At 42.5% G+C, this 10308-nt stretch carries 10 protein-coding genes and 5 tRNA genes; 10 read left to right on the forward strand and 5 right to left on the reverse strand.

Annotation, left to right across the window (positions count from 1 at the left end; translation table 11 throughout):
• Nucleotides 1-8: 8 nt before the first annotated feature.
• Genes C0W29_RS18355 through hemA form a run of 5 tightly spaced genes read right to left on the reverse strand, consistent with a single transcriptional unit; the run spans nt 9 to nt 4471 of the window.
• Nucleotides 9-818 carry a SirB1 family protein gene (locus C0W29_RS18355; RefSeq protein WP_036793524.1) on the reverse strand — a complete coding sequence of 270 codons (810 nt, stop codon included), beginning with the start codon at nt 816-818 and terminating at the stop codon, nt 9-11.
• 16 nt (nt 819-834) lie between these two features.
• Complete coding sequence (locus C0W29_RS18360) at nt 835-1215, reverse strand: SirB2 family protein (protein ID WP_045044109.1); 381 nt, start codon at nt 1213-1215, stop codon at nt 835-837.
• Between the two features lie 5 nt (nt 1216-1220).
• The gene (gene prmC, locus C0W29_RS18365) at nt 1221-2075 is read right to left on the reverse strand and encodes a peptide chain release factor N(5)-glutamine methyltransferase (protein ID WP_045044104.1); all 855 of its coding nucleotides are present in this window, start codon (nt 2073-2075) and stop codon (nt 1221-1223) included.
• Nucleotides 2075-3163 (reverse strand): peptide chain release factor 1, encoded by a 1089-nt coding sequence (gene prfA, locus C0W29_RS18370; RefSeq protein WP_036793522.1) that lies wholly within the window; start codon nt 3161-3163, stop codon nt 2075-2077. The genes prmC and prfA overlap by 1 nt, the downstream gene beginning before the upstream one ends.
• Before the next feature lie 45 nt (nt 3164-3208).
• The gene (gene hemA, locus C0W29_RS18375; protein WP_036793521.1) at nt 3209-4471 is read right to left on the reverse strand and encodes a glutamyl-tRNA reductase; all 1263 of its coding nucleotides are present in this window, start codon (nt 4469-4471) and stop codon (nt 3209-3211) included.
• A 214-nt stretch (nt 4472-4685) separates the two neighbouring features.
• Between hemA and lolB the strand changes: the two genes are divergently transcribed.
• From lolB to C0W29_RS18430, 10 genes are all read left to right on the forward strand, one after another.
• Entirely contained in the window at nt 4686-5357 is a 672-nt protein-coding gene (gene lolB, locus C0W29_RS18380; RefSeq protein WP_107174162.1) for a lipoprotein insertase outer membrane protein LolB, read from the forward strand.
• A gap of 51 nt (nt 5358-5408) precedes the next feature.
• Nucleotides 5409-6287 (forward strand): 4-(cytidine 5'-diphospho)-2-C-methyl-D-erythritol kinase, encoded by an 879-nt coding sequence (gene ispE, locus C0W29_RS18385; RefSeq protein WP_045044105.1) that lies wholly within the window; start codon nt 5409-5411, stop codon nt 6285-6287.
• Nucleotides 6288-6319: 32 nt separating this feature from the next.
• Nucleotides 6320-7267 (forward strand): ribose-phosphate pyrophosphokinase, encoded by a 948-nt coding sequence (locus C0W29_RS18390; protein ID WP_045044106.1) that lies wholly within the window; start codon nt 6320-6322, stop codon nt 7265-7267.
• A gap of 236 nt (nt 7268-7503) precedes the next feature.
• Complete coding sequence (gene pth, locus C0W29_RS18395; RefSeq protein ID WP_045044107.1) at nt 7504-8094, forward strand: aminoacyl-tRNA hydrolase; 591 nt, start codon at nt 7504-7506, stop codon at nt 8092-8094.
• Nucleotides 8095-8188: 94 nt separating this feature from the next.
• Nucleotides 8189-9280 carry a redox-regulated ATPase YchF gene (gene ychF / locus C0W29_RS18400; protein WP_036793514.1) on the forward strand — a complete coding sequence of 364 codons (1092 nt, stop codon included), beginning with the start codon at nt 8189-8191 and terminating at the stop codon, nt 9278-9280.
• Nucleotides 9281-9585: 305 nt separating this feature from the next.
• Nucleotides 9586-9662, forward strand: a tRNA-Met gene (locus C0W29_RS18410).
• 49 nt (nt 9663-9711) lie between these two features.
• Nucleotides 9712-9796 (forward strand) — tRNA-Leu (locus tag C0W29_RS18415).
• A gap of 43 nt (nt 9797-9839) precedes the next feature.
• A tRNA-Gln gene (locus C0W29_RS18420) sits at nt 9840-9914 on the forward strand.
• A 38-nt stretch (nt 9915-9952) separates the two neighbouring features.
• Nucleotides 9953-10029 (forward strand) — tRNA-Met (locus tag C0W29_RS18425).
• A gap of 82 nt (nt 10030-10111) precedes the next feature.
• Nucleotides 10112-10196 (forward strand) — tRNA-Leu (locus C0W29_RS18430).
• Nucleotides 10197-10308: the final 112 nt, after the last annotated feature.

Consider the following 10308-nt stretch of genomic DNA (forward strand, 5'->3'; position numbering starts at 1 on the left):
CTTCTCATCTAGTGCAAAGTAAGAGGCTCTTCATACAGAGCATCCACTTGAAGTTTAAGCAAATCTGCAGCAGGATCTTCTGGGCATTGCTCAATGAAATAAGAATAATCAACCGCAGCAGCATGGAGGCAATCAAGTTGCTGGTAAATATAGCCACGATCACGAATTTCATGGGGATCGCCAGGGCTTAATGCTAATGCTAAATCACTACAACGCAATGCGTCAGTAAACAGCTCTTCACGTAATAGCGCACTTTTCATCACCGTTAGCCAACGCGATAAAATGATATTATTTTTCTGAGCATCAAGATATTCAGGTTTAAATTCAGCAAACGGGCCACGATGACCAATCAACCACCCACGCAAAATATGGGTACTAACAAACTCACCATCAAAAGGGTTGATATATTGAATATCATCTGGCGACCACATAACTTTCAATAAAAACTGGGTCGGAAAGCCAACATTTTCAACTGGCAATTCAAGATGCTTAGCTAAATAAAGAAAAATAGCCCCTAAACTAACGGGAATCCCTTTACGACGCTCTAATACTTTATCTAAAAAGGCATTATCTGATGAAAAATACTGCTGTTGATCCCCCTGAAAACCCCACTCACGATAAAAAAGTCGTAACAAACCGTCTAAACGAACGCGAGGATTAACCTCATCCATTAACGTTTGTTCTGCTTCTTGTGCCAGTTGGGTCAAACGTAATTGCACCCACGTTGCTGGAAAATCAGTATCGACTTCAGCCATGAAAGCAATCGCTCCATCAACCAACGGCATCTGATTCAGATCTTGTTCATTAAATGGCATCATGATGTTACCTACTACGCTAGCCTAAGATAGGTGTTTTAGTGATCGCTAATTGTGCTGCTAATACAAGCCACCCAATCGCCCCTAAGAAGGCAAATGTCTTAAATACTTTATTTTTACCATGATGGAGCGTGAAATAACCGAGTGCGATATAAGCAAGAACACAGGTTAATTTTTCGGTCAGCCAACCATTACCGGCAGTAAAGGGTATAAAACCAGTAATAAAAATGAGCGCGACACCTGAAGCCAGCATGATGGTATCAATAACATGAGGGGTAATTTTAAAGAATTTTTTATTTATTATTGATGAGTTTGCCATCACCATAATATAGCGCGTGACAAACAGTAATACGCTTAACGCAATTGCGGTAAGATGAATGTGTTTCATTGCCATGTACATCATTACTAACGATCTCCTAGCCAGCAACCCATCGTTACCCGATCGAGCCCAGCATAATCCTGACTTGTTGACACCTGCACATAGCCCAATTGCTCAAGAATAGTTCGAACGGCAGCGCCTTGTTCAAAACCATGTTCCATGAGTAACCAGCCGCCAGGTAATAAATATTGGCATCCATCTTGACTAATAATACGAATATCAGCGAGTCCGTTATCAGTGGCAACTAACGCACTTTTAGGTTCAAAGCGAACATCGCCTTCAACAAGGTGCGGATCCGCTTCATCAATATAAGGCGGGTTACTAACAATAACGGCAAATTGTGGTTGTTGCTCAAGAGGGCTATACCAACTACCAGCTAAAAAATGACTATTAGTAATGCTTAGTCGGTGACTATTTTCAGTCGCTAACGCCACCGCTTCTGGACGCACATCAATCCCGGTCACAGTAATATCATTGCGTTCAGATGCAATCGCTAATGCTATCGCACCAGTGCCAGTACCTAAATCAAGTACCTGACATGCTGTCACGGGGATTTTCTCAAGGGCTAACTCAACCAATCTCTCGGTATCTGGACGGGGAATTAACGTCGAGGGTGATACTTTTAACGGTAATGACCAAAACTCACGCTCACCAACAATATAGGCGATCGGCTCACCCGCAATTCGACGCGCTAGCAACGCTGAAAAAGCCGTAAATTGGGCCTCATCCAGCTGCTTTTCAGGCCATGTTAGCAAGTAACTACGCGGCTTATCTAATACATGACATAACAATACAATACTGTCTAACTGCGGGCTATTAGAGCCCGCAGTCGCAAGTTGTGCACTGGTCTGTTGTAATAAACATTCAATGCTACGTGACATTAGTTTTGCTCAGCCATCGCGGCAAGTTGGTCAGCTTGATACTCAGTAAATACGGGTTGGATCAGAGCGTCTAAATCACCTTCCATCACTTCATTCAAACGATAAAGTGTTAGTGTAATACGATGATCTGAAACACGACCCTGCGGGTAGTTATAAGTACGAATACGATCTGAACGGTCACCAGAACCTAACAAGTCACGACGTGTCGTTGCTTCTGCTTCATGACGACGCATTTCTTCTGCTTTAATAATACGGGCAGCTAGCACTGACATCGCTTTAGCTTTGTTCTTATGCTGTGAACGCTCATCCTGACATTCAACCACAATACCTGTCGGTAAGTGAGTAATACGAATAGCTGAGTCAGTGGTGTTAACGTGCTGACCACCAGCACCAGATGAGCGGAAAGTATCGATTCTTAAATCACCGGCATTAATTTCAGGAATTTCAGCTTCTGGGATTTCAGGTAAAATAGCGATAGTACAAGCAGAAGTATGTACACGGCCTTGAGATTCAGTTGCTGGAACACGCTGAACTCGGTGACCGCCTGACTCAAACTTTAATACGCCATAAGCGCCATCACCGTTTACTTTTGCGATCATTTCTTTGTAACCGCCTTGCTCTGAACGGTTTTCACTGATGATCTCAATACGCCAACCGCGGCGCTCAGCATATTTGCTGTACATGCGGAATAAATCACCCGCAAAAATACCGGCTTCATCACCACCAGCACCAGCACGAATTTCGACAAAACAATTACGATCATCATTAGGATCTTTAGGAATCAATAATAGTTGTAACTCATCAGCTAAACGTTCAATTTCAGCCTTAGCTTCTTTGATTTCTTCCTGCGCCATTTCACGCATTTCTGCATCATCTTCTTGTGCCATTTCTTCAGCAGCTTCAAGATTTTCTTTCGCTTGTTGGTAAGCTTGGAAACACTTAGTCACTTCTTCAAGCTGAGAATATTCTTTTGATAGTGCACGAAATCGGTTTTGATCACTAAGAACGCTGGGATCGCCCAGTAGGTGTTGAACTTCTTCGTAACGTTCAACCAGAGTTTCTAATTTAACTAAAATTGATTGCTTCATAATCTTCTAATTAGGGTGCGGAGTGAAGGCCTGAGCCATCAACTGCTAATCGTTATAGGAATCCAGCCCAAGTGCTTCACGGATCACGACCAATTTGTCAGATTCACCATTTTTGGCAACCTGCTGCATGGCTTTTGTCGGAGCATGGATAAGCTTATTGGTTAGTTTATTACTCAATTCTACCAAGGCTCGTTCAGGATCGGTGCCATTGGCGATTGCTTGTAAGCTGCGTTGTAGCAGCTCATGTTTTATTGCTTCGGCATATTGACGATAGTCACGGATACTATCGACCGCTTCCAGTGAGCGTAACCATTGCATAAAGGTAATACTTTCTTCAGCGATGATCGCCTCAGCTTGAATCGCAGCGACTTTACGTTGCTCACGATTTTTCTCGACAATCGAATACAGATCATCAACAGAATATAAATATACATCATTAAGATCACCAACCTGTGATTCAATATCACGTGGTACAGCAATATCAACAAATAACATCGGCTGATTACGACGTTGTTTCAACGCAGTTTCTACCATGCCTTTACCAACAATCGGTAATGGACTTGCGGTAGAGCTAATCACAATATCGGCACAATGAAGATGCTCAGGTATATCTTCTAAACCTATCACTTCAGCGCCAAATTCACGTGCAAGATTAGCTGCACGTTCACGGGTTCTATTGGCAACAATTAAACGGTTACATCCTTGCTCAGCAGCATGACGAGCAACCAATTCAATGGTTTCTCCGGCTCCTATGAGCAACATTGTCACACCTGATAAAGCTTCAAAAATTTGTCTTGCCAATGAACACGCTGCATAAGCAACAGAAACAGCATTGCCACCAATATCAGTTTCAGTACGAACCCGCTTGGCAACAGTAAATGTTTTTTGAAACAACTTTTCTAAGGTACCAACCACAGTTCCATTGTCTTTTGATTCCGAATAAGATTGCTTTACCTGTCCTAGGATTTGCGGCTCACCTAATACCAATGAATCTAAACCACACGCCACACGCATTAAATGTCGCGCAGCAGCTTGTTGTTCATGAAAGTACAGGCTTGGCATCAATTCTTCGGCTGTGATCTGATGAAATTTGGTCAACCAGTCAATAATCACACCCGGTCCTGACTGCAGTAATTCACAGTAAACTTCGGTACGGTTGCATGTAGATACAATAACCGCACTCGATACCTCAGGATGGTTTTTAAGCTCCTGCAGTGCCAAAGACAGTTTTTCAGGAGAAAAAGCTACCTTCTCACGCAAATCAACAGAAGCTGTTTTGTGGTTGATTCCTAATGCAAGCAAGGTCATGGAAACAGTATACCTACTTCGGCAATGAAAAAATCTAAGGTGAAGATTTTACTTGATGCCATGTCGTAATAAAAGGCAACAGACGTAATCAATCAGTAATGACACCATTTTTATCGTTTTTTAGCCACCTTATTCGTCTCGTTAGTGGTTATAATTTGGCTTTCGATTAAATTATCGCTATTGTTTTCGCTCATTCTGATAGAGACCCCCTACGATGATATTGCGTAATCTTGCTAAAAATCTCACTTCAGCCACAGTGACATCCACCCCCATAAAAGCGCTAACCGCCCACAAAAAAAAATGGCTATTGTCTTTTTTCGCGGTCTCGTTATCACTTCTTTCTGGCTGTGCACAACAACCTACAATTACCCATAAAGCGGATTGGACACTCCATCAGGCTCAGTTACAACAGCTAACCACCTACCATGCTCAAGGCGTGTTTGGGTATATCAGCCCACAGCAACGGGTAACACTCACCTTTAATTGGCAAAACCGACCTGGTGATTATCAACTTATTTTAACCAAAATGTATAAAACAATTCTCAAATTAGATGCCCGTCCTCATGCCGTCACGCTCACCGATCCTGATGGAAAAACCCATCATGGCAGCGATGCCGCACAGCTAGTGCAACAACTGACAGGCATAAACTTACCGCTACAACAAATGCGCGATTGGTTAATCGGCCTTCCAACAGGTGCTGATCATTACTTGCTCAACAAAAATAACCAAGTTGCTTTTCTGACTAAAAAAATTGATGGCCGTACTTGGGAAATGCATTACAGCAGTTACGACAACACCAAGGTACCGTCCCTGCCGGTATTGATGACTTTAAAACAGGGTGATTTAACCATCAAAATAAAAGTCTCCACTTGGCAAATAAAATAATAGTCCGCTGTTTATTGATCTTGTAAATTTACGAAATAATGAGTCATATCCATGAACCACGAAGCTAAATTTGATATTGCCACTCAGTGGCCTGCTCCTGCAAAGCTCAATCTTTTTCTCTACATCACAGGTCAGCGAGACAATGGTTATCACGACCTGCAGACGTTATTTCAGTTTATTGATTACGGTGATACGTTAACGATTACAGCCCGTAGAGATAACCATATTAGCCTAACACCTGCAATTACTGGGGTAGCGACTGAAGATAATTTAATTTACCGTGCAGCCGTTGCACTACGTCAAGCGGCACAGGTTAATTTTGGGGCTGACATCCATATTGATAAAATTCTTCCTATGGGGGGAGGTTTAGGTGGTGGATCATCGAATGCTGCAACAACGTTAGTTGCATTAAATTATTTATGGCAAACACAACTATCCATTGATGAGCTTGCTGCAATAGGATTAAAACTTGGAGCTGATGTGCCTGTTTTTGTTCGGGGTCACAGTGCTTTTGCAGAAGGTATTGGTGAAAAATTGCAGCCTGCAGCACCACAAGAAAAGTGGTATTTAGTCGCAAAACCCGATATTAGCATTGCAACTGCTGAAATTTTCAACCATCCGCAATTACCTCGAAATACTAAAAAACGTAGCTTAGATGCCCTGTTACGTGGAGTTTACGAAAACGATTGCGAGAAAATTGTAAGAAGTCTTAATCCTGAGGTTGATCAGGCGCTTTCATGGCTGTTAGAATATGCGCCGTCAAGATTAACTGGTACTGGCGCTTGTGTGTTTGCAGAATTTGACACAGAGCAAAGTGCTAATGATGTTTTGAATAATTTACCTGACTGGCTCCAGGGATTTGTCGCAAAAGGTGTTAACGTATCTCCTTTGATGACAACGCTAGCCACATATTCTATGGATTGTCAGTAATTACAACTTGGACGCAACCTGAGGTTTACACCGTGCCTGATATGAAGCTGTTTGCTGGTAACGCTACACCAGAACTAGCCCAACGCATCGCTGATCGTCTTTATATTTCATTAGGAGACGCAACGGTTGACCGTTTCTCCGATGGTGAAGTATGTGTGCAAATTAATGAAAACGTTCGTGGTAGCGACGTATTTATTATTCAATCAACTTGTGCACCAACTAACGACAACCTAATGGAACTGGTTGTTATGATCGATGCCTTACGTCGTGCTTCTGCAGGTCGTATTACTGCTGTGATTCCGTACTTCGGTTATGCTCGTCAAGATCGTCGTGTACGTTCTGCTCGTGTGCCTATCACTGCCAAAGTTGTTGCTGACTTCCTTTCTAATGTAGGTGTTGACCGCGTATTAACGGTTGATCTACATGCTGAACAAATCCAAGGTTTCTTCGATGTTCCTGTCGATAACGTATTTGGTAGCCCTGTACTACTAGAAGATATGTTAGCGAAAGACCTACAAGATCCAGTGGTTGTTTCTCCTGATATTGGTGGTGTTGTACGTGCTCGTGCAATTGCTAAGCTATTAGATGATACTGATATCGCAATCATCGATAAGCGTCGTCCACGCGCTAACGTTTCTCAAGTTATGCACCTAATCGGAGATGTTGAAGGTCGCGATTGTATTATCGTTGACGACATGATCGATACTGGCGGCACACTGTGTAAAGCAGCTGAAGCACTAAAAGAACGCGGTGCTAAGCGTGTATTTGCTTACGCAACTCACCCTGTATTCTCTGGCAGCGCACTGCAAAACATCAGCGAATCAGTGATTGATGAAATTATTGTTACTGACTCTATCCCACTAACAAAAGAAATTGCAGCAACAGGAAAAGTATCAGTACTTACCCTGTCTGGTATGCTAGCTGAAGCGATTCGTCGTATCAGTAACGAAGAGTCAATTTCTGCAATGTTTGAGCACTAATCTCACGCTACTAGCATGATTTATTTCTCGAATAAATAAATATCAACGCCTCGCTTTTGCGGGGCGTTTTATTTTTTGCAAATTGTCACAAAGGCTGATCACTGCAGAAACGTATCAATTTCCCTTGATTTGGTATAATATAGCGCGCGTTTTGAACCCGACTATTGCTCGGTTTAACCATCACAGTGGTCATCACAAAACGCTATCACTACTGCTATATGACAAGAGAGACAAGCGTGAGTAATAATATTCGGTTACTTGTTGGCCTGGCAAATCCTGGCCAAGAGTATGCAAAAACCCGTCATAATGCTGGTGCATGGGTCGTTGAAGAACTAGCTCGAGCCCATAACGTTACCCTACGTCTAGATCCAAAATATTTTGGTCTAACCGGCAGGATCACAACTAATGGTCAAGATCTTCGCTTGTTGATCCCAACCACATTCATGAATTTATCAGGTAAGTCAGTTTCAGCTTTGGCTAATTTTTTCCAAATTAAACCGGAAGAAATTTTAGTCGCGCACGATGAACTCGACTTACCTCCTGGTGTTGCCAAGTTTAAAAAAGGCGGTGGACACGGTGGTCATAATGGCCTACGTGATATCATTAGCAAAATGGGTAACAACAAAGATTTCTATCGCCTCAGGATTGCCATTGGCCACCCTGGTGATAAAAACAAAGTCGCTGGTTACGTGCTAGGAAAAGCACCGACCAAAGAACAAGAGCTGATTGACGCAGCAGTTGATGAATCAGTTCGCTGTATTGATGTGCTTCTAAAAGATGGCCTGAGTAAGGCACAAAATCGTCTTCATTCATTCAAGGCAGAGTAGCGCACTGGCAACAGTAGTACTTTGTCATTATGGGCTCAGTGTTGAGCACTATAATTGAGTTGTTACAAAATAATCACCAAAAGGGTTACAAGCCATGGGTTTTAAATGCGGTATCGTAGGTCTACCAAACGTTGGTAAGTCAACACTGTTCAATGCCTTAACAAAAGCAGGCATCGAAGCAGCTAACTTCCCATTCTGTACTATCGAACCAAATACAGGTGTTGTTCCTGTGCCGGATCCACGTATGGATGCATTAGCAGTATTCGTTAAACCACAACGTATTCTGCCTACCACAATGGAATTTGTAGACATTGCAGGCCTTGTTGCTGGCGCATCTAAAGGTGAAGGTCTTGGTAACAAGTTCCTAGCTAACATTCGTGAAACTGATGCTATTGGTCACGTTGTTCGTTGTTTTGAAAATGACAACATCGTTCACGTTGCTGGCCGTATTAACCCTCTTGAAGATATCGATATCATCAACCTAGAACTAGCTATGGCTGATCTTGATACGTGTGAGCGTGCCATTTTCCGTTTAGCAAAGCGTGCTAAAGGCGGCGATAACGATGCTAAATTCGAAATCAAAGTATTAGAAAAAATGCTACCAGTGTTAACTGATGGCGCAATGCTACGTTCAATGGAACTAAGCAAAGAAGAGAAGGCAGCTGTCGATTACCTACACTTCTTAACGCTAAAACCAACGATGTACATTGCTAACGTTAGCGAAGATGGTTTTGAAAACAATCCATTCTTAGACCTTGTTATTGAGCGTGCAGCAACAGAAAACGCGATTGTTGTACCTATTTGTGCAGCAATGGAATCTGAAATCGCAGAGCTTGATGACGAAGATCGTGAAGAGTTCTTAGCTGACATGGGTATCGAAGAACCTGGTCTTAACCGCGTTATTCGTTCTGGCTATGAGTTACTTTCACTACAAACGTATTTCACTGCTGGTGTTAAAGAAGTACGTGCATGGACAATCCCTGTCGGTGCAACTGCACCTAAAGCGGCGGGTGTTATTCACACTGACTTTGAGAAAGGCTTCATTCGCGCTGAAGTTATTGGCTACAATGATTATATCGAGTTTGGTGGCGAATCAGGTGCTAAAGACGCAGGTAAATGGCGTCTAGAAGGTAAAGATTACATCGTTAAAGATGGCGATGTTGTCCACTTCCGCTTCAACGTATAATATATTTTATTCAGTTATCATTGAGATAACGATGAGTAAATAAAATAAGCCAGCCTCGTGCTGGCTTATTTTTTATCTGCTTAAGCATAAAAATAAAATCGTGTTGCATCACAATTTTGATCATTAATAGCAGACAAATCAGATATCAGTTTGTGATTCGCCCAGTTCGCCCAAATAACCGCCGAACAAACGAATTTTCGCCATTTATCAAAAAAAACTATTGACGGTTTTAACTGGTATGAGCATAATGCGCCCCGTTCCCAACGAAGCGGCTCGCTAAGAGCAGTGGCAGTTGGAGGCAAAATGGCTACGTAGCTCAGTTGGTTAGAGCACATCACTCATAATGATGGGGTCACAGGTTCGAATCCCGTCGTAGCCACCATTTCAATTTTATTATAAGATTGAAAATCAATGTTAAACATTGATAAAATGCGGAAGTGGCGGAATTGGTAGACGCACTAGATTTAGGTTCTAGCGCCGCAAGGTGTGAGAGTTCAAGTCTCTCCTTCCGCACCATTCTCTCAATAGAGTTGAGAGATAGCTTGAGAAAGCAAACTGTAGGTCTATCGCCAAGCGGTAAGGCAACGGCTTTTGATGCCGTCATTCCCTGGTTCGAATCCAGGTAGACCTGCCACTCTTTAAGAGTATTGATTAATTTCAGTATTCTATGTTGGCTACGTAGCTCAGTTGGTTAGAGCACATCACTCATAATGATGGGGTCACAGGTTCGAATCCCGTCGTAGCCACCATTTATTCTTCAATTAAGTATTTACCTATACTTAAATTGAAAAATACGATCAGAGAACAACAGTTATTCGTAACTGACAATATGCGGAAGTGGCGGAATTGGTAGACGCACTAGATTTAGGTTCTAGCGCCGCAAGGTGTGAGAGTTCAAGTCTCTCCTTCCGCACCATTCTCTCTGATTTAAAAAGTCTTGTTACTACCCAACAAGCAACGGTTACTTGAAAAAGTAAACCAGTAGGTCTATCGCCAAGCGGTAAGGCAACGGCTTTTGATGCCGTCAT

This window comes from Photobacterium kishitanii (assembly GCF_003026355.1).
Taxonomy (GTDB): domain Bacteria; phylum Pseudomonadota; class Gammaproteobacteria; order Enterobacterales; family Vibrionaceae; genus Photobacterium; species Photobacterium kishitanii.